The organism is Hydrogenophaga sp. 5NK40-0174, from assembly GCF_040372165.1.
Lineage (GTDB): Bacteria > Pseudomonadota > Gammaproteobacteria > Burkholderiales > Burkholderiaceae_C > Hydrogenophaga.
In genome coordinates this window covers 241,464-260,690 of the sequence record NZ_BAABWG010000001.1, presented here as the reverse complement: position 1 = coordinate 260,690, position 19,227 = coordinate 241,464, and the positions used below count along the sequence as shown (strand labels likewise).

Annotated in this window: 9 protein-coding genes; 1 reads left to right on the top strand and 8 read right to left on the bottom strand. The window is 56.8% G+C overall.

Annotation, left to right across the window (positions count from 1 at the left end; genetic code table 11):
* Positions 1-511: 511 nt before the first annotated feature.
* From ABWV89_RS01135 to ABWV89_RS01115, 5 genes are all read right to left on the bottom strand, one after another.
* Positions 512-1,045 carry a hypothetical protein gene (locus tag ABWV89_RS01135; RefSeq protein WP_353393388.1) on the bottom strand — a complete coding sequence of 178 codons (534 nt, stop codon included), beginning with the start codon at positions 1,043-1,045 and terminating at the stop codon, positions 512-514.
* Positions 1,023-4,838 (bottom strand): RHS repeat-associated core domain-containing protein, encoded by a 3,816-nt coding sequence (locus tag ABWV89_RS01130; protein WP_353393386.1) that lies wholly within the window; start codon positions 4,836-4,838, stop codon positions 1,023-1,025. The genes ABWV89_RS01135 and ABWV89_RS01130 overlap by 23 nt, the downstream gene beginning before the upstream one ends.
* Positions 4,839-4,870: 32 nt before the next feature.
* Positions 4,871-7,624: an FG-GAP-like repeat-containing protein gene (locus ABWV89_RS01125; RefSeq protein WP_353395124.1), complete on the bottom strand. Its 2,754-nt coding sequence runs from the start codon at positions 7,622-7,624 to the stop codon at positions 4,871-4,873.
* Between the two features lie 1,054 nt (positions 7,625-8,678).
* Positions 8,679-12,539 carry an RHS repeat-associated core domain-containing protein gene (locus ABWV89_RS01120; RefSeq protein ID WP_353393384.1) on the bottom strand — a complete coding sequence of 1,287 codons (3,861 nt, stop codon included), beginning with the start codon at positions 12,537-12,539 and terminating at the stop codon, positions 8,679-8,681.
* A 32-nt stretch (positions 12,540-12,571) separates the two neighbouring features.
* On the bottom strand, positions 12,572-15,535 hold the full coding sequence (locus ABWV89_RS01115) for an FG-GAP-like repeat-containing protein (RefSeq protein WP_353393382.1): 2,964 nt from the start codon (positions 15,533-15,535) through the stop codon (positions 12,572-12,574).
* A 171-nt stretch (positions 15,536-15,706) separates the two neighbouring features.
* Between ABWV89_RS01115 and ABWV89_RS01110 the strand changes: the two genes are divergently transcribed.
* Entirely contained in the window at positions 15,707-16,135 is a 429-nt protein-coding gene (locus ABWV89_RS01110) for a hypothetical protein (RefSeq protein ID WP_353393380.1), read from the top strand.
* Between the two features lie 224 nt (positions 16,136-16,359).
* Here the strand turns inward: ABWV89_RS01110 and ABWV89_RS01105 are convergent, their stop codons facing one another.
* From ABWV89_RS01105 to soxB, 3 genes are all read right to left on the bottom strand, one after another.
* The gene (locus tag ABWV89_RS01105; RefSeq protein ID WP_353393378.1) at positions 16,360-16,665 is read right to left on the bottom strand and encodes a hypothetical protein; all 306 of its coding nucleotides are present in this window, start codon (positions 16,663-16,665) and stop codon (positions 16,360-16,362) included.
* Positions 16,666-16,789: 124 nt separating this feature from the next.
* Positions 16,790-17,254 (bottom strand): rhodanese-like domain-containing protein, encoded by a 465-nt coding sequence (locus tag ABWV89_RS01100; protein ID WP_353393376.1) that lies wholly within the window; start codon positions 17,252-17,254, stop codon positions 16,790-16,792.
* A gap of 124 nt (positions 17,255-17,378) precedes the next feature.
* Positions 17,379-19,103 carry a thiosulfohydrolase SoxB gene (gene soxB / locus ABWV89_RS01095; protein WP_353393374.1) on the bottom strand — a complete coding sequence of 575 codons (1,725 nt, stop codon included), beginning with the start codon at positions 19,101-19,103 and terminating at the stop codon, positions 17,379-17,381.
* Positions 19,104-19,227: the final 124 nt, after the last annotated feature.

Sequence of the window (19,227 nt, the reverse complement as noted above, 5' to 3'; positions counted from 1 at the left end):
ACCTCCTGCGAGGCTTGAAGCAAGGTCTCAGCTGCCCGAGCGCCGACGGGCTTCGATGTTGATACCTGTTCAACTTGCGAGCTCAACGCAGCTCGGCTCCGCACCGCCTCCCCCCATTGCAGTCTGCGAGCGTCGATGCTCTGCCATGCAATTGCGCATGTGCCGATCGCGAGGCAAATCGCCACCGTAAGCATCCAAGAAGTTGGCCAACGGGTTAATGGAGGCAGTTGACTTAACACCTCATTGATCCAGTTAGTAGGTCTGAGCAATTGACCAGTCAAATTTGGCACCAAGTTTGACCTCCCTAATGGTGACAACGATCTGGCTGTCAGTGAATCGTGACTTCTTCATTTAGAGACTCCATTTGTTAGGACTCTCTACCAACAACTGGATCAGGTTTTCGAGGAGGCTTCACGCCCTCTTCATGCTCATACTCCTTGGCCGGCCTCTCGGCCTTAAATGAGCACCCTACCTCTACTTACATGAGCTGTGTCGAAATCGCCGACCGACGTCATGGCACGTACAGAAGCTCTCGGCTGCATTCAGAGACCGGAAACTCAGGTTCAAAGGGAGACGTCGAAAACGGGGCAGCTATTGAAACTGAGCCAGGAGACACACCAGTAGCTACCACGATTTCCTCCTCATTTTCACCTCCAACTGCTATGCCACACTCTGAGCGGAAGCTATTGTCTTCGTAGACCAGTTTTACCAGTGTAGTAACTCGGAAAGGTGGCACCTCGACTCTGACCAAAACTGAATCGATATCCGACTTTGATTGATTGATCAATTGAATATTGAGGCTGCCCACCTCTTGCCAACCATCGACCATAGTGCAAGCAGATGAGAACTCAAGCGAAGAGCCATTGCTAAAAATCAACCGAAATATCCAGGCAGCTTGAAACGAATGGCCCACTGGCATTGAGTATGCAACAACACTCAAATCTTGCACATATTTCGGCATCTTTTCAGGCTCTATATTTTCGCATTGAAGCCGAAACACCTTCTGCCCGGTGGTCGAAATGTCAGGGATAATGAAGGGTTTCATGCGGTTTACTTCCATTTGCCGGTATGTCGATACTTGCTCCGCCAGAACTATTGGTAGGCCGGCCGAAAATGCCGTTCGCTCCAACAAGACTTCCTGGCGGCGCGCGATCACCAGGTTGCCATGGCCTTACTCCTCCGCTCAAATGGTCTAAGTCATCAGCGAAATCACCAGTACCACCACGTTCCGGTCTCAATGTCCCGCTTGTCCATCTCGTACCATCTTTATTAGGACCTGCGCGCTCATCTGATTGATCCCCAACGATATCTGTCGGGAGGCTTGGCGGGTTTGCATCCAGTGAATCCGACGCGTCTTCCCCTTCATCGGCAGATGGAGGCTGGCTAAAGACCGAACTTAGACCAGAGAAGAAGTCGTCCGCTGCCTCTTGAAACCCTGGCGTCTGCGTTGCTGCCGCTGCGAGACCCAGGACGAAAGTGATGGCCTGCCTAGCCGGAGCCGTGACACTCGCATTGGTGACTCTGACCCGCTCCTCTTGGGACGCTGCCCGCAACACCTCGAATGTCAGGGCGCTTGCATAGGGTTGTCGAGCGCCACCATTGACTGCACTGCCACCGGCTGCTGAAGCTACACTTCCAAAACCGGCCCCTGCACCACCACCATCACCATTGACAGGCGTCCGCGGATCTTCAGACCCGATGGAATAGTGGTCCATTGGGGACAATCCGTTGGGGTACCCGTAGGTCGTACCCGTGTACCCGCTAGTGTCACTCGAATGCACCGGGCCAGGTCCCCAGTGCAGGCCATTGCCAGCAGAACTGCCCCAAGTGTGCTGCCCGAAACCGCTAAAGCCCCCACCTATGGTATATCCGCCGCTCCCGGTACTCCCGCCACCGGAGACATTACTGGTGGAGTCGCTCTCTCCACTCATGAAGAACCCTGAAGGGTCCGTCTTGGTCAGCGGGTTGTTCCAAACGTAGGCGTATCGGTTGAAACTTTGCAGTTCAAACGGCGCCTGAACGTTAGGGTCAGCACTCACAAACCGGGCAACCAGCGGATCGTATATCCGGCCGTTCATGTTGATGGTGCCCACCTCATCCATGTGCTCATGCATGGTGAAGCCTCGATCAGTCAGGTCACCAAACAGCTGAGCATTCACATCGGGCAGGCCATTGGTATGACGTCGCTTGCCCCACGGGTCGTAAGCTGGGCGTTCGGTCACCGCACCAGAGGCGTCTGTCACTGCGATGAGACTGCCCAAACCGTCTTGGTGCAGGTAACCTACCGAGCTCTCGGGCTTGCCTCCAAGCACCCCTTCTCGTTTGGTATGAATGGCAAACGAGATTCCCTCGGCAACCAGATAGTGTTGGTGTTCAACCAGCCCGCTACCAAGCACTCGCTTTTCATAGTTCAGGAACTGTCCTCCCGTGCCATTGAGATACCAGGTCGTTCCTGCTTCCATGTGCGACGGTGCGTTTTGCCCCAAAGCGATGGTCTGGCGAATGCGCTGATGCTCAGGCCCATACACATAGCTCATCGTCCGCTCAGCGACCGCTGCCGTCGGGTCTTGAGGGTCGCTGACATTGCCAAACTGAATCTGGGCAATCTTATTGAACCCGGTGTAGGTCTCCCAACGAACCGTGTGTGCCCCACTTGCGTTGTCCTGACTGACGGTATAGGCCAGGTTGCCGTTGCCCATGGGCAGGCTGCCGCCAGAAGCCTGTTCGATGCTTCGCGCATTGCCACCAAAATCGTCAAAGGCATAGGCCAGCGCTTTGGTGCCAGTATTGGCCACCATCACCGATCCCATGGCACTCCAATTCGCCGATGGTGCAGTGGTAACGGCATTCAACCGCTGTGGCCTTTGTCCGTCGTAGTGAAAGTAACCTACGTCGCTTTTGAACTTGATGTTACCGATGGCGTCATAGAGAACCTGGATCGATGTCGCTCCCGAATCCAGCCCTCCTCCGACGGCGGTATACATGGACAGGCGATTGACCGAGTCGTAAGCAAAGCTCTCGCTCACACCTCCGTGGCCCTCCACCCGCGTCAACACGTTGCCCAGCTCGTCATAGGTGTACTGACGATCAAACAGACTTTCGCCGGCGACACCGGAACTACCCGCCACACCCTCGAGCCAACCCGTCTCAGCGTTGCGGCTCTTGGCCGTGACCACGCCGTTGCCTGTCACATACTCTTTGATGCGACCCGATTCGTCGCGCGCCAGGACTTGGAGACTTGCATTGACAGCGCCGCTTGTCTCAATCCCTTTGACCCTGTACAGGAAGCCGGGGGTGGCTCCACCCCCTTCGCTCGTGTATTCGAACGTGGCTTTGTACCCGGTAGGCCAGGTCTTGCTGCTCACGCGGCCCGTCACGCTGTCGTACGCCCAGGACATTGCGGCAGGCGCCGCAGCATTGTCAAGCGTTGTCGCTGTCGCGGTCAGGCGCCCCAAGGCATCATAAGAATGTGTACGTTGGTAGCCATTGTCTGCCGTCGCTTCGCAAAGCTTGCCAATACCCGATCCACAAGCTGTTCCATCCGACTTTTTATCGAAGTACCAGTTGGAGACCAAGTCGGCTTCGTTGCGCTGCACCCTCCGACCCAAGACGTCATAAGACACGCTCGTCTCTTGTCCGAGACTGTCCTTTTTCCAAACGAGCTCACCAAAGACGTTGTAAGCATAGTCATGCCGCCCCATCGACGGATCTTGGAGCATCGTCTTGTTGCCGTGAACGTCATAGGACATTCGACTCACAATGCCCGCTGCCTGTGTCTCGATCAAACGACCTTGTGCGTTATAGGCATAGTCCGTTTTGCTGCCCAGGGCATCGATCACAAACTCGACCTGCCCCATTGCGTTGCGCATGGTGGTTTTGCTTTGACCCTTGGCATTGACCTGAGTCACGCTCAGGCCATCGTAGCTCGTGGTCTCGTGCACTGTACCGCCATGACCATCAGGCATCGATTCTTGGATGACCCGGCCCACCAGATCGTACTCAAGCGTCGTCCAAAAGGGCTGCCCACTGTCTCGAAGGTAGGCCACGGAGCTGGCGTGGGTTCTGCCGAGCTCATCGAATACCAGGTCCTGCACCACTGCTTGGCCATCCAGAGATTGACTCTGGACTCTCACCTTGCGGCCAAGCGTGTCGAAGAAGGCCAATACTGTGACTGAAGAAGGCACACCGTTGGCATCCAAATCTGCCGTCGAACTGTACCAATCCACCGTGTGCTGAAATAGGTCTTTTCCTACTGTCTGCGGGCACACTGGATCGCGTGGTTGGCCTTCTACTGCGCACAGGTGGTAAGACTTGACCGTTTGCGTGCCGTCAGCGCGGTATTCGTGCGTGACCCGACCAAAACCATCATATGCCCAACGCGTCACGCCGGTATTGGGCCCAACAAGTTTGGTCATCCGGCCAGAGCGGGGGTCGTACTCGCGCTGCTCAGCGTGGCCCAACGCATTTGACCGCTCTGTCATGAACAGACCTGCAGGCGAGCTGTAGCTCTGCCCATCGATGCTCACTGTCTGTGCCTGGTACTGCGCACTGGCCGTGCGCGCCACCGCTGCACTGGCCACCGCGTGGCCCGTGGCACCGGCGCAAGCACTGCTGCTGCTGCTCACCCGGTTGCCATAGCCGTCGTAGGCGTACGTGGTTTGCAGGCAGTGCTGCGCACTGTCCGGCTCCACCACTTCCTTTTGCAGCAGGCCATCTGCATCGTACTCAAAGCTGCTCGTGCGCGTGATGGTGCTCACCTGCGCATGCGCCACTCCCGCCGTGGCCAGCATCAGCACGCCAGCCCCCACCCAGTTCAACGCTCGGTTCAGTTTCAACATCGGATTCTCTCCCTCCGGGGTGTTCTTGGTGATCAATACTGCGTGCTGGTCACGGTGGCTTTCTTCAGCCGGCCCAGCTTCCACTGTCCACCCGTGCTCTGCGACGGAAAGTACTCGTTGCTGGTACTCTTGCGACTCTTGAGCACACCACCTTGGTAGATCTCCACCACCGCACTGGTCGTGTCGCCAAACTGGCGTACCCCGCCGGCCTGATCCGGCGTGCCCGCCAATACACTGCTTGCTTTGACAACGGGCATGGCCGCACCGTTAAGGTCCCAACTCTCTATCACCACCTCGCTCGGGTAGATAAAGCCCGTCACCCCAGGCTCAGGCGAAGCAGGACATGGCTGATTCTGTTCAGCCCCTGTGGTCTGAACGCACGCCAGAGTCGTTGTTGCGCGCTTCAGCACGCCCGCATTACCCGCGCCTGCTTTTCGGGTCTCCTCTACAAGCACTCGCCCCACATACGGCCATTCTTGGCTTCGCTCTGAATACAACTCAATGCCGGTGCGCTCATTGAGCACTTTGGTCCAGCGAAAGCCCAACCCACCAAGCCCCTTACCCGCCCCGCTGGCGTGTTCGAAGCGAAGCCCGCCGTAGCTATACAGAGACTTACTCATTCCGCCGACTCCGTCACTGGACTTAACGTGTCTCACTACCTGCAGGGGTGTTTGCAAATCAGCCCGCGGATACACCTCACTGCTGCCTTTGTAGTAGAAGTTGTCTGCGTAGACGCCCGAGAGGCTCAGGTAGAGCAGCTCGGTGGTGTTCTGGCCTTGCACAAAGCGTTTGACGCGACGCAGGTGGTCTGTGTCCGAGACCGCCACGCGCCAGTTGGTGCCACTCGCAAACGAGGCCATGTCGTCAATGCCGTCGCCGTTGTAGTCGCCCACAAAGGCGTTATCGAAGTCGCCATTGGCCACCCAGGTGCTGCACCAGAAACGCGTGCCATCTGCCAGACAGATGTTCCAGCTGGTACCGCTGGTGTGCGTGGCCAGATCGGTCAGGCCATCGCCATTGAAGTCGCCCGTCTTGTTCTCGGCCACTGGCTTGTTGGTTGCACTCTGGAACTCGCAAGTGAAACCCTTACCGGTGGAGAAGCACACATTCCACTTGTCCTGGCCAGAGTTGTAGCCCGCAATGTCGCTGAGTCCGTCGCCATTGAAGTCGCCACTGGTGTTGTATTTGGCTTGTCCGTGCGTGGCGGCCATGAAGGAGCAACTGAAGTTGCTGCCGGTGGAGACGCACACGTTCCATTTGTCCTGTGTGCTGTTGTAGGCGGCAATGTCGGCCAAGCCGTCGCCGTTGAAGTCGCCGGAAATGTTGTATTTGGCGCCGCCCTTGTGGCCGGTCCATTGGCTGCAACTGAAGCTGCTGCCGCGGCTGAGACACACGTGCCACTTGCCGTCTCCCTTGTGCGACATCATGTCGGTGCGGCCGTCGCCGTCAAAGTCGCCTGAGACGGTCTTGTCATCCCACACGCTGTAGCCGACCGCCTTTGAGCCGCAGTTCCAACCAATGCCGTCCGAATAGCACACTTGCCAGTTGCTGCTGCCATCGCCCGAATAGTATGCCGCATCGGTCTTGCCGTCTCCGTTGATGTCGCCTATGACTTGGGGAGCGCCTGCGGGCCCGCTTTGGATCTGGCACCTCTTGAATGCACTGCCCGTCGAGAGGCAAACATCCCAATCATTGCCACCACGGTAGCCCACCAGGTCTGAGCGGCCGTCGCCGTTCATGTCCATCACCAGGTTGCTGTTGGCGCCACCGCCGTGCGCGTTCCAGTAACCGTTGCTGAACGACCGTGTGCCTCGGTCTGTCCATTCGAATTGAGTTGGAGTTAAACACACATTGGAGCTGTCACATTGCTGCAGCGAAGAAACCAGCGAGCCGCGCACGTTGGACTCGTCCGAGTAGCTCACCTTGAGTCTGTGCAGCACGTTCGCACCCACTTTGGTGACGATCTCTTTGAGCCGCAACGGGGTTTCAAATTTGTAACCCTGCCTGTAAAGCACCGGCGCGTCTGGGCGATCTTCATAGCTGAACTCAACGCTGTTGCCCGCATACGAGGCCGAAGCAATGCGCCAAGCCCCTTTGGCGTTGTCTTCGGAGTAGCTGTAGCTCAGCGCGTTGCCTTTGACGTCTTGCACCTGCTTGAGCGCCCAGGTGTGAACAACCGCGACACCTGGCAGCTCCATGCGGGAATCGCTGCTGCTGCCGTATTGAAGCGTCAGACCATTCTTGGTCTGTACCGTGAAGCTTTCGGGCCCGTTGGCCGCACTGCCTGCGGCCGCGCCGTTGGCCACGATCCGAGAGAAACTGTCGCTTTGCAGCCGGTACTCGCTGCCTGCTGCGCCGTAGGTGCCTGTGACGAGTTCCAGACGCTGGCCGTCCATGCACAACTTGTCCTGCTGGTCGTAGTGAACCGCGCGACGCACACCGTCATTCACCAGGTTTTGGGCGCAGCGCCGGATGCCCGACAGTCCGCCCATTTCCCACCCTTGCCCCAACACGCCAAGGCGACGCTGACTGCTATACGTCAACGCGAACTTCGGCGTCAACCCAAGGATTCCAGGAGGAACCGGGACAGGCACACTGAAGTTCGCGGCGCCGCTAGCCGAAACATCAAATGTACCCTCGAGATATCCCGGAGTGACCGTCTGCGAAAACGCAGGAGAAATACCTGTACTTGCTCCGATGGCAAGAACGACCACACAAACGTTGTGCCACCAACGCGCCTGCGACGCGCCGCCCTCCAACACGACTTCGCCCTCGTGCTTCTTCATCGACACTTTCATCTTCACCCTCTCTTCTCCTGCATTGTTCAAAGCCATCGGCCAGCGCTGCCCTAGCATCACCAGCAAAACACGGCAAAACCCACACAACCGCAGGCAAGCCAAGGCCACGCCTGCGCCGACACTCGTTTGACGCAAGTTCAGCCGATACAAAAAGGGAGAATGAGAAGTGAGATACCTGCTTGCTGAGCGAATCGATTCGCTGTTTGAGCCTGGGACGATGCGAGCCACAAAAATTGCTCGCCTTGGTCCGCCAGCCACAAAACTCGACCACCACACAGGTACTTAACCAACCCGGCAGCCACTTTCTCTGTGACTGTCTTCGTTCCCTCCCTCAAGGGCTTGCTTGTTACCAATTCATTTGTTCGCGTGAAATTTAACACGATCTCACGGGAGTGAAAAAACTCTTTCCTCTTAGCAAGGTGAAACCCGAACATTGAACACCCCCTACCTCTCACTCTAGAGGTAAAAACCACCCGTCCTCAATCTTCAACCTGACAGTCGGATCACTGGCCTCCGGCGGTAGACCACGAATGCGCCCCCCTCTTGCGCTGTTTGCCCCTATTCATCTCGAATGAATTGACCAAGGCTTTCCGCACAAAGTCGGATGCAAGATTGATCAACAACAAAAGCCCATCGCCCGAACATAGATGCACCACAGGCGTACGTCAGAATAAACGCTGGTTTGCCTGCTGTGTAGATCAAACCCTCATCCCGCCCAATCGATGCTGTTAGACGCTGATCGGTCACGGTTGTGTCGCAAAGGTCACATGTGAACTCAGCCGGATTGGTATGCCATTCCAAGAGGCGATGGCGCAGTGCTCTGAGCAAATCGACCTGGATAACGACTTGAGATAGCTCAACTCGAAAATCTGTCGTCAATGACGCTTCGGACAATGCAAGGCCTCGCTGCCATGCGATTCCCTCAACATCAACAGAACAAACCAAAGCGTCAACTGAACTCGCCCGCGAAGCAGCGCGGCACACAATTTGCCCTCTACCGCTAGACGCAGTGATCGACCAACTGCACTGGCCCATGCTTCCATCAACGTCTTGGTTTTCCATTTGGGTTCCCCTTTGGTCGCCGCGAATGCTCTTCGTTACTATTTACGTTTCGCTCGCCGGTTTCATGAGGTGTTCTCCCGCGTGCATCATGTCCACCCAAGTCTCTGCCTGGACCCCTATCAGGGATTATGGAGTCAGGATCCAAGCTGCGTGCTCCCTCCTGCTCTCGCGTACCACTCTGCCGACGCCCAACCTCTTCTGGTGAATAGGGGTCATTTGGAAGAAACGGGGCTGGAGTTCGGTCTCCTTGGCCGCTTTCACTGTCTGCCTCGTCACCGGAAGTCGAACCCACCGAGTCTGCAGGATTGCTATTAAGTGAATCCGACGCTTCGGCACTCTCTGCCATTGTGACTGGAGTAGCTTGACGTTCCGCGATAGCTCTTTGCGCTTCAGCGTGCATCCGTTCTTGGTTTGCATTCCTTGGGGTAGCCAACAAGAAGATACCAATTTGCACCGGGGGATACGTCAGCACAACCCTCAATACCCCCTGCAAAACGGCTGGAGGAATCCTCACAGTAGGCACCCTAGGAAGCGTCACAGGAGCTGGGCGTGTCAAGGTCATCGATCCGGCTACGGCGCCTACAACCGGTCCAGTAAACGTTCCTGCGTCAGCTGCTCCACCTGCTGAAGCTACACTTCCAAAACCGGCCCCTGCACCACCACCATCACCATTGACAGGCGTCCGCGGATCTTCAGACCCGATGGAATAGTGGTCCATTGGGGACAATCCGTTGGGGTACCCGTAGGTCGTACCCGTGTACCCGCTAGTGTCACTCGAATGCACCGGGCCAGGTCCCCAGTGCAGGCCATTGCCAGCAGAACTGCCCCAAGTGTGCTGCCCGAAACCGCTAAAGCCCCCACCTATGGTATATCCGCCGCTCCCGGTACTCCCGCCACCGGAGACATTACTGGTGGAGTCGCTCTCTCCACTCATGAAGAACCCTGAAGGGTCCGTCTTGGTCAGCGGGTTGTTCCAAACGTAGGCGTATCGGTTGAAACTTTGCAGTTCAAACGGCGCCTGAACGTTAGGGTCAGCACTCACAAACCGGGCAACCAGCGGATCGTATATCCGGCCGTTCATGTTGATGGTGCCCACCTCATCCATGTGCTCATGCATGGTGAAGCCTCGATCAGTCAGGTCACCAAACAGCTGAGCATTCACATCGGGCAGGCCATTGGTATGACGTCGCTTGCCCCACGGGTCGTAAGCTGGGCGTTCGGTCACCGCACCAGAGGCGTCTGTCACTGCGATGAGACTGCCCAAACCGTCTTGGTGCAGGTAACCTACCGAGCTCTCGGGCTTGCCTCCAAGCACCCCTTCTCGTTTGGTATGAATGGCAAACGAGATTCCCTCGGCAACCAGATAGTGTTGGTGTTCAACCAGCCCGCTACCAAGCACTCGCTTTTCATAGTTCAGGAACTGTCCTCCCGTGCCATTGAGATACCAGGTCGTTCCTGCTTCCATGTGCGACGGTGCGTTTTGCCCCAAAGCGATGGTCTGGCGAATGCGCTGATGCTCAGGCCCATACACATAGCTCATCGTCCGCTCAGCGACCGCTGCCGTCGGGTCTTGAGGGTCGCTGACATTGCCAAACTGAATCTGGGCAATCTTATTGAACCCGGTGTAGGTCTCCCAACGAACCGTGTGTGCCCCACTTGCGTTGTCCTGACTGACGGTATAGGCCAGGTTGCCGTTGCCCATGGGCAGGCTGCCGCCAGAAGCCTGTTCGATGCTTCGCGCATTGCCACCAAAATCGTCAAAGGCATAGGCCAGCGCTTTGGTGCCAGTATTGGCCACCATCACCGATCCCATGGCACTCCAATTCGCCGATGGTGCAGTGGTAACGGCATTCAACCGCTGTGGCCTTTGTCCGTCGTAGTGAAAGTAACCTACGTCGCTTTTGAACTTGATGTTACCGATGGCGTCATAGAGAACCTGGATCGATGTCGCTCCCGAATCCAGCCCTCCTCCGACGGCGGTATACATGGACAGGCGATTGACCGAGTCGTAAGCAAAGCTCTCGCTCACACCTCCGTGGCCCTCCACCCGCGTCAACACGTTGCCCAGCTCGTCATAGGTGTACTGACGATCAAACAGACTTTCGCCGGCGACACCGGAACTACCCGCCACACCCTCGAGCCAACCCGTCTCAGCGTTGCGGCTCTTGGCCGTGACCACGCCGTTGCCTGTCACATACTCTTTGATGCGACCCGATTCGTCGCGCGCCAGGACTTGGAGACTTGCATTGACAGCGCCGCTTGTCTCAATCCCTTTGACCCTGTACAGGAAGCCGGGGGTGGCTCCACCCCCTTCGCTCGTGTATTCGAACGTGGCTTTGTACCCGGTAGGCCAGGTCTTGCTGCTCACGCGGCCCGTCACGCTGTCGTACGCCCAGGACATTGCGGCAGGCGCCGCAGCATTGTCAAGCGTTGTCGCTGTCGCGGTCAGGCGCCCCAAGGCATCATAAGAATGTGTACGTTGGTAGCCATTGTCTGCCGTCGCTTCGCAAAGCTTGCCAATACCCGATCCACAAGCTGTTCCATCCGACTTTTTATCGAAGTACCAGTTGGAGACCAAGTCGGCTTCGTTGCGCTGCACCCTCCGACCCAAGACGTCATAAGACACGCTCGTCTCTTGTCCGAGACTGTCCTTTTTCCAAACGAGCTCACCAAAGACGTTGTAAGCATAGTCATGCCGCCCCATCGACGGATCTTGGAGCATCGTCTTGTTGCCGTGAACGTCATAGGACATTCGACTCACAATGCCCGCTGCCTGTGTCTCGATCAAACGACCTTGTGCGTTATAGGCATAGTCCGTTTTGCTGCCCAGGGCATCGATCACAAACTCGACCTGCCCCATTGCGTTGCGCATGGTGGTTTTGCTTTGACCCTTGGCATTGACCTGAGTCACGCTCAGGCCATCGTAGCTCGTGGTCTCGTGCACTGTACCGCCATGACCATCAGGCATCGATTCTTGGATGACCCGGCCCACCAGATCGTACTCAAGCGTCGTCCAAAAGGGCTGCCCACTGTCTCGAAGGTAGGCCACGGAGCTGGCGTGGGTTCTGCCGAGCTCATCGAATACCAGGTCCTGCACCACTGCTTGGCCATCCAGAGATTGACTCTGGACTCTCACCTTGCGGCCAAGCGTGTCGAAGAAGGCCAATACTGTGACTGAAGAAGGCACACCGTTGGCATCCAAATCTGCCGTCGAACTGTACCAATCCACCGTGTGCTGAAATAGGTCTTTTCCTACTGTCTGCGGGCACACTGGATCGCGTGGTTGGCCTTCTACTGCGCACAGGTGGTAAGACTTGACCGTTTGCGTGCCGTCAGCGCGGTATTCGTGCGTGACCCGACCAAAACCATCATATGCCCAACGCGTCACGCCGGTATTGGGCCCAACAAGTTTGGTCATCCGGCCAGAGCGGGGGTCGTACTCGCGCTGCTCAGCGTGGCCCAACGCATTTGACCGCTCTGTCATGAACAGACCTGCAGGCGAGCTGTAGCTCTGCCCATCGATGCTCACTGTCTGTGCCTGGTACTGCGCACTGGCCGTGCGCGCCACCGCTGCACTGGCCACCGCGTGGCCCGTGGCACCGGCGCAAGCACTGCTGCTGCTGCTCACCCGGTTGCCATAGCCGTCGTAGGCGTACGTGGTTTGCAGGCAGTGCTGCGCACTGTCCGGCTCCACCACTTCCTTTTGCAGCAGGCCATCTGCATCGTACTCAAAGCTGCTCGTGCGCGTGATGGTGCTCACCTGCGCATGCGCCACTCCCGCCGTGGCCAGCATCAGCACGCCAGCCCCCACCCAGTTCAACGCTCGGTTCAGTTTCAACATCGGATTCTCTCCCTCCGGGGTGTTCTTGGTGATCAATACTGCGTGCTGGTCACGGTGGCTTTCTTCAGCCGGCCCAGCTTCCACTGTCCACCCGTGCTCTGCGACGGAAAGTACTCGTTGCTGGTACTCTTGCGACTCTTGAGCACACCACCTTGGTAGATCTCCACCACCGCACTGGTCGTGTCGCCAAACTGGCGTACCCCGCCGGCCTGATCCGGCGTGCCCGCCAATACACTGCTTGCTTTGACAACGGGCATGGCCGCACCGTTAAGGTCCCAACTCTCTATCACCACCTCGCTCGGGTAGATAAAGCCCGTCACCCCAGGCTCAGGCGAAGCAGGACATGGCTGATTCTGTTCAGCCCCTGTGGTCTGAACGCACGCCAGAGTCGTTGTTGCGCGCTTCAGCACGCCCGCATTACCCGCGCCTGCTTTTCGGGTCTCCTCTACAAGCACTCGCCCCACATACGGCCATTCTTGGCTATAGGTTCGAGCACTCTGAATCCCGGTAGCGTCGTCTGTCTCCTGTGACCAGCGGAACCCCAAGGTTCCAAGCCCCTTTCCAGGGTCACTTTGGTGTTCCATTGCAAAACCACCGTACATATAGGAGCTTGAACTCGTTCCTCCGGCACCGTTGGGCGCACTTATTTTTTGGACGACAGACAGAGGAGCTTGAACTGCCATGCGCGGATAGGTCAGGCTCGCACCTTTGGCATAGACTGCCGAAGCATTGGCGCCAGATAAGCTGGCATATGCAATTGAAGCGACTTTGCCTTCTTGGGAGATGCTATTCAAACGACGCGCATGTCGAGCGTTTGAGAGAGACGCCTTCCAATTGGTCCCACTGTAGAAGGCCAACATGTCGTCAATGCCGTCACCGTTGTAGTCGCCGATGAATGCGTTATTGACATCCCCCGACCCGGTCACCCATAGATTGCAGGAAAATCCGTCTCCAGTGGACAGACACACCTCCCACGTGGTTCCACTGACAAGTGCAGCCAAGTCAGTTTTGCCATCTCCATTGAAGTCTCCTGTCTTGTTTGCAGACGCTGTCTTTGACGTTGCTGCCTGGTAAGCACAGTTGAACCCGACTCCGTTGGAGTGGCAAAGGTTCCATTTATCGAGACTAGAGTTATAGCTGGCAATATCACTCAAGCCATCGCCATTGAAGTCTCCAGATAGAGTCAGCTTGGAATCACCGTAATTCGCTTGCTGATAGGAGCAACTAAAGTTGCTTCCTGTAGACAAACAGACGTTCCACTTTGACAACCCACTGTTGTATGTGGCGATATCGTCTCGTCCGTCACCATTGAAATCCCCCGAAAGGTTGCCACTAGCACCGCCCCCATGACCCGACCACTGAGAGCAAGAGAACGAACTGCCCTTACTCAGACAAACATGCCAAAGAGAGCTCCCCTTGTAAGCCATCATATCGGTGCGACCGTCACCGTTAAAGTCGCCTGAAACTGTTTTTCCGTTCCAACTGCTCCACCCCATGGACATGAAGGCGCAATTCCAGTCCCAACCTACTGCGTAACATATGTGCCAGGTGGACTTTCCCTCGACGGGATAGTAAGCAGCGTCGGTGCGGCCATCGCCGTTGATGTCTCCCACCACCTGTGGGATACCTGACGGCCCACTGTGTCTCTGACAGCTGTAGAAAGTTGAACCCTGAGAGAGGCAAACGTGCCAATCATCCGAGGACATATACCCGATGAGGTCTTTGCGGCCATCACCATTCATGTCCACGACTTGACTGTAAGCAACACCGTCACCATGCCCTCCCCAGAATCCATTATTGAATGCTCGGGTTCCGGGATCAGTCCACTCATAGGTCGTTGGACGAAAGCAGACACCCGATGCGTCACACTGCTGCATACTTGACAGCATAGAACCGTTCGGAGTCGACTCACTTGAGTACCCGAGAGTCAATTTGTTGACAAGGTGTCCATCGACCTCGACCGAGACCTGCTTGAGGCGCACTGGGTTTGAGAATCGATAGCCTGCGTGATAGGCGACTGACTCGTCTGGTCGTGGCTCATATGAGAACAACACGCGACCACCTGCATACTCGGCACTCAACAAGCGCCACGCGCCTTCGGAATTGTCCTCCTCATAGGTATAGGCCAAACTGTTGCCCTTAACGTCTTGCACTTCTGTTGCTGCCCACACGCGCACGACTGACACACCCGGCATCTCAATACGGGAGTCATCGCTGCCGCCATATTGCAGAAGAAGCCCATTTTTGGTTTGAACGGTAAAGCTCTCTGGGCCGTTTGTCGGATCTCCTGCGGCTGCACCATTGGCTACAACTCGCGAAAAAACGTCGTGCTGCAAACGGTACTCCGCTCCATCCTCGCCATGAGAGCCTGAGACTAGCTCCAATCGAATGCCATCCAAACAAAACTCATCCTGCTGGTTGTACTGGATTTGCTCTCGAACTCCGTCGATAGCAAGAGACTTCGCGCAGCGCGAAATCGCCGAAACACCGGACATGTTCCACCCTTTCCCCAGCAGCCCTGTACGGCTGTGACTGTCGTAGTCCAATGAAATCCTCGGTGTAAGGCCCAAAACCCCCGGCGGAACCGAAATAGGCACACTGTACTTCGCGGCGCCAGTTGGGGAGACATCGAGCTTCGACATGATGCCCCCTGGTTTCAATGACACCGCAGGCGTCGTTCCAGGGTCTGTTGGATTTGGATCTGGATCAGGTGTTGGATCGGGCTCGGGCGGGGTGGGTGCCACCACTGTCACCGTGATGGACGCACTGCCCGCCGTCTTGTTTTGATTATCGGTCGCGGTCGCCTTCAGCGTGTAGGTCCCCGCTGCGACATTCTTCAGCGTGTACTTGTACGGTGCACCATAGTCCGAAGCACGTGCGCCCCCATTGACATAGAAGACCACCTTCTTGATGGATCCGTCCCGGTCGGAAGCAGAAGCACTCAAATAGATGGTGGCTGGCGCCGTGTATTTGGCGCCATTGGACGGTCCGGTCATGCTGACCGTAGGTGCGTAATTCCCCGCGTATGCCACTGGAGACAGCAAAGCCGCACAAATAACACCGGAAACCATTGCGCTGAGTCGTGCCCAAGCTACGCCACTGGTACGTTCTCTGACTAGATTCAACATTTATCCTTCCTCCCTCAAAGTCTCTTCAATGGCACCAGCTTGATCGTCACTCCCAAGAAGATGGACGGTTCATCCCCGCTGGTAACTCACAACAACTCAACAAAAAAACGAAATCACAATCTCAAAAGCAGCATGCGAAACATCAATGCCTGCGGCGCGCCACCCTCCATCTCGCCCTCGTGCTTCATGGTTGCCATCTTCACCCTCTTCTCCTGCTTTGATTCGCTTTGCTCTGCATTGCTTTGCTTTGAGCATCCAACCAGCGCCGCCACCGCTTCGCTGGCACAACAAGACAAAAACCGAACAAACAGCAGGCAACCTAGCGTCCTGTCTAAGCGCAACAAACGCAAGACAAAGGAACAGCCGCAGCTAAAAGGGGAGATTGAGAAGCTTGATACCTGCGTGGCCAGACTAGCAGTTCTGACTTGGCTAATCACGCATCCCAATGGGACGCACAGCGTCAACTGACCGAAACGGCCTAGAAAACAGGTATTTAACCAACCCGGCAGCCACCTTCTCTGTGACTGCCTTCGTTCCCTCCCTCAAGGGCTTGCTTGTTACCAATTCATTTGTTGCCGTGAAATTTAACACGATCTCACGCGAGGGAAAAAATTCTTTCTTCTTTGCAAGGAACTTATTCAGAACCTTGCGCTCTCCGAGAGCGAATACTGCGCTCTCAAGCCCCGAATTTCCTACTGATAGCTTTGGGTTTCGCTACCGTCATAGCCGCTGATGCTCTTGCGCAACAGGCCGTCCGTATCGCCCATCAGCACGATCAAGGTGGTGTGGCGATATGTATTTTTTTCGCGTTCCCAAACCCAAAGCGTTGTGCCAACAGTCCCTGTTGACTCGGTGCGATCTGGGGCGCTGCCAACGATGGCACGAACTTCGGCAGCGACATGCCCACCGGTGAGCACGTCAAAGGCTCGGTAGAGACCGTCTGCTCTGCCCTCAATGGGCTCGTCACTGCCACCGCAAGCCACCATCGCAGTTGCCATGGCGGTCAGCAAACCGCACAACAATATTCTCCGCTGCATTGCCTTCCTCCCCTTGTAAGAGCTGAGCGTTCTAGCTAACCACCATCCACCATGTTCCCCGGCGGACCCGTGCAGCGAAAGAGTATCACTGTTCTACAACAGGTGCTTCACCACGCGCCTTGAGCCAGGCGTTGTAGCCACCTTGCAAAATGCGAACGTTCTCATAACCGGCTACACGCAAGGCAAACCCTGCCTGCCCCGAGAGGCTGCCGGTGTTGCAATACACGAGCACAGGCTTGTCCGTGGGGATCTTCTCTCGCTCAGCCAGCACCCTCCTCCACTCGATGTTGATGGCACCGGGAATATGGCCTTTGCCGTACTGGCCTGCGTCGCGGGTATCGATCAGAACGAAGTTCTTCCACTCCTCATCTGGAATCTGCTGCACCAGCATGACGCCGCCCTGGTAGTCGACAAAGTCCAGGTAGCCCGCCATCTCCTCGACAGCGGGGTTTTCTGCCGCCACCGCAGGCGCCATGGCGAAAAATGTGCTGACCAGGACCAAGGCGATACTGGCCAACAAGCGAAAACGCAAAAGGGCTGGAGAGGTCATGTGAGGGTCCAAGGCGCAAAAAAAAGTCGGAACAAAAAAATACCCACCGCACAGCAAAGCACGCGGTGGGTTCAGCTGGAGACAACAGCCCTAAAACGATATCAAGGTCTCAAAGCATTGACGATCAATCCGCCATGCCAGGATTGCCGGCCATGCCGACAAGCTTGGGCGTGTTGATCTTGCGCGGAGCGATGGTCTTGTGGTTCTTGAAAAACGCCTCCATCACATCCCAGATTGGCTCACCCTTGGCATCCGGTGCCACCGGAGCCCAGCCAGCCACCTTGTAGGTCTTGTCGGCTTCGATCTGCTTGCCGGCCAACGACATGTTGCTGATGCGTTTGCCGGAATCGGCCAGGGGGTCACAGGTGTACTGCAAGCCGCCGACGCGGACCATGTCACCACCTTGCTGGTAGTACGGATCGGGGTTGAACAGGTTGTCGCACACGTCTTCCAGCACGGTCTTGATCATCGAGCCTTTCATTTCGGTGAGCGTGCTGGTGGGATAGGTGATGGCGATCTGGTCCATCATGAGTTCACGCGTGATGGCGTCGCCCGGTAGCAGCGTGGTTCCCCAGCGGAAGCCGGGCGAGAAGGCCAGATCGGCGCCCTTGACTTCCATGAGCGCGTCAACAATGAGCTGGTCCCATGACCCATTGAAGTTGCCGCGGCGATACAGCAGGCCTTCGCTGACGGCGAGCTTCTCGTCCAGTTTGGCCTTGTAAGGCTCGCGCACTTTCTCGATGTAGGCAGACATGTCCTTGTCGGCATCGAGCAGGTTGGCAAACACGGGCAGCAGCTTGTAGCGGAAGTCCTGCACCTTGCCGTCGCGCACGTCAAAGTCAAGCACACCGAGGAACTTGCCGTTGGAGCCGGCGTTGGTCACCAGTGTCTGACCATTGGCATTCTTGACCACCACGGGTGCAGGCATGCCGTCGTGGGTGTGGCCACCCATGATCGCATCGATACCGGTCACGCGAGACGCCATCTTGATGTCCACATCCATGCCGTTGTGCGAGAGCACGACGACGGCCTGGGCGCCCTTGCTGCGGGCTTCGTCCACCACAGCCTGCATATTCTCGTCCTGGATACCAAAGCTCCAGTTGGGCACCATGTGGCGCGGGTTGGCGATGGGGGTGTAGGGGAAGGCCTGACCGATGACGGCCACCGGTACCCCGTTCATCTCGCGGATGACGTATGGCTTGAACACCGGGTCACCGAAATCGTTGGTCTTGACGTTCTGAGCCAGGAATTCAAGCTTGCCGGCAAAGTCCTTCTTGATGATTTCCTGGACGCGCTCCTCGCCGAGGGTGAATTCCCAGTGAGGGCACATGGCATCCACACCCAGCAGTTTGCAGGCGTCGACCATGTCCTGGCCATTGGTCCACAGCGCAGTGGCCGAGCCTTGCCACGTATCGCCACCGTCGAGCAGCATGGCGTGTGGGCGGCTGGCCTTGAGCATTTTGACCAAAGTGGCCAGGTGCGCAAATCCACCGACCTTGCCATAGGTCTTGGCCGCCTGCTCGAAGTTCAGGTAAGTGAAGGCGTGTGCCTGGTGCGATCCTGGATCGATCTTGTAGTGCTTGAGCAGGGTCTCGCCCACGAGGTGCGGCGGGCGGCCAACTGCCTCTCCGATGCCCAGGTTCACGCTGGGCTCGCGGAAATAGATGGGAAGCAGCTGAGCATGGCAGTCGGTGAAATGAAGAAAACTGACATTGCCAAACTTGGGCAGGTCGTACATCTTCGCGGCTGCGCCTGGCTTGCCCGCCAGCACATCCTGGTGGGTCAGCGCCATGCCACCCGCGCTTGCGACGGCCAATACCTGCAGGAACTCACGACGACTGAAGCTCATATGCATTCCTCAACAATTGATTACTGATATTTGAACGATTTTTTTGGCATCCGGCCCGTGCCCTGATCGTGTGTCGAACAAGAGCCCGGGTGGATGCCAAGCGTCACCGGGCACCCAGGCCTGG

Coding starts and splice junctions, on each gene's coding strand:
- ABWV89_RS01135 (WP_353393388.1), bottom strand. CDS start 1,045: ATGAAACCCTTCATTATCCCTGACATTTCGACCACCGGGCAGAAGGTG.
- ABWV89_RS01130 (WP_353393386.1), bottom strand. CDS start 4,838: ATGTTGAAACTGAACCGAGCGTTGAACTGGGTGGGGGCTGGCGTGCTG.
- ABWV89_RS01125 (WP_353395124.1), bottom strand. CDS start 7,624: ATGAAGAAGCACGAGGGCGAAGTCGTGTTGGAGGGCGGCGCGTCGCAG.
- ABWV89_RS01120 (WP_353393384.1), bottom strand. CDS start 12,539: ATGTTGAAACTGAACCGAGCGTTGAACTGGGTGGGGGCTGGCGTGCTG.
- ABWV89_RS01115 (WP_353393382.1), bottom strand. CDS start 15,535: ATGACCGGACCGTCCAATGGCGCCAAATACACGGCGCCAGCCACCATC.
- ABWV89_RS01105 (WP_353393378.1), bottom strand. CDS start 16,665: ATGGCAACTGCGATGGTGGCTTGCGGTGGCAGTGACGAGCCCATTGAG.
- ABWV89_RS01100 (WP_353393376.1), bottom strand. CDS start 17,254: ATGACCTCTCCAGCCCTTTTGCGTTTTCGCTTGTTGGCCAGTATCGCC.
- soxB (WP_353393374.1), bottom strand. CDS start 19,103: ATGAGCTTCAGTCGTCGTGAGTTCCTGCAGGTATTGGCCGTCGCAAGC.